Origin of the sequence: Streptomyces sp. Ncost-T10-10d (assembly GCF_900091955.1) — a bacterium.
Taxonomy (GTDB): domain Bacteria; phylum Actinomycetota; class Actinomycetes; order Streptomycetales; family Streptomycetaceae; genus Streptomyces.
This window is the reverse complement of record NZ_FMDF01000242.1, coordinates 1-1,436: the sequence shown is the minus strand read 5'-3', so window position 1 is coordinate 1,436 and position 1,436 is coordinate 1. Positions and strand designations below refer to the sequence as shown.

Genomic DNA, 1,436 nt, shown 5'->3' with positions numbered 1-1,436 from the left:
CGCCGACGGCGGCGACGACGCCTATGTGCTCCCGTCGGTACTCGAGTTCTCCTCGCGCGAGCAGCTGGACGCCTTCACGAACGCGCTGCAGAGCGTGCTCGACCGGCACGACATCTTCCGCACCTCGTTCGTCTGGGAGGGGCTGCGCGAGCCCGTCCAGGTGGTGTGGCGCAAGGCCGTCCTGCCCGTCGTCGAGCTGACGCTGGACCCGCAGAGCACCGACCCGGTGGGCGAGTTGGTCGCGACCGTCGGCTCCTCGATGGACCTCAACCGGGCGCCGCTGTTCAGCGTCCACGCGGCGGCCACGCCGGACGGTGAACAGTGGCTGGGCCTGGTCCGGGTGCACCATCTCGTTCAGGACCACACCGCGTTGGAGGTTCTGCTCGGCGAGGTCGCGGCGTTCCTCACCGGCCGGGGCGCCGGCCTGCCGGAGCCGCTGCCGTTCCGCACCTTCGTGGCACACGCACGTGGCGGCACCGAACGCGCCGCCCACGAGCGGTACTTCGCGGAGCTGCTCGGCGACGTCACGGAACCGACCGCCCCGTACGGGCTGGTGGACGTGCGCGGAGCCGGCGCCGACGTGGTGCGTGAGGTCGTACCATTCGCGCCGGCCGCCGAGGCGCGGCTGCGGGAGGTCGCACGTCGCCTGGGCGTGAGCACGGCGACCGTTCTGCACGTGGCATGGGCCCGGACGTTGGCGGCGGTCAGCGGCCGTGACGACGTGGTCTTCGGGACGATTCTGTTCGGCCGCATGAACGCCGGTATGGGTGCCGATCGCGTCCCAGGTCCGCTGATCAACACGCTGCCGGTGCGGGTGCGCACCGGTGAACTCGGTGTGCTGGGCGCGGTGTCGGCGATGCGGGGCCAGCTCGCGGAGCTGCTGGAACACGAGCACGCGCCGCTCGCCGTGGCCCAGAGCGCCAGCGGGATCTCCGGCGACGCGCCGCTGTTCACCGCACTGTTCAACTACCGGCACAACGCCGACCAGCGCGCCGCCGAGGAGGCCGATCAGAGCCTCGACGCGGCCGTGGAGGACGGCACCGGCGCGGCCGAAGGCATCCGGCTGGTGTTTTCACGCGAGCTGACCAATTACCCGCTCGCTGTCGCGGTCGATGACGATGGTGAGGGCCGGGGGCTGTCGCTGGCCGTCGACGCGGTCTGCCCGATCGACCCGGAGGCGGTCGGTGTGCTGGTGCGTACGGCTGTGGAGAGTCTGGTGTCGGCGTTGGAGGTGGCGCTGAACGGTGGTCCGGAGATGCCGTTGGGCTCTGTCCGGGTTCTGGACGAGGTGGGGCTGCATCGGGTCGTGAGTGAGTGGAATGACACGGCGGTGGAGGTCGAGCCGTCGACGTTGCCGGGGTTGTTCGAGGCGCAGGTGGTGCGGTCGCCGGAGGCGTTGGCGATGGTGTTTGAGGGTGTGGAGGTGTCGTACCGGG

Annotated in this window: 1 protein-coding gene; it reads left to right on the top strand. The window is 71.0% G+C overall.

Going from position 1 to position 1,436, the window contains the following annotated elements:
- The coding region (locus tag GA0115254_RS42760; RefSeq protein WP_256103116.1) for a condensation domain-containing protein at positions 1 to 1,436 on the top strand (1,436 nt) is incomplete at both ends.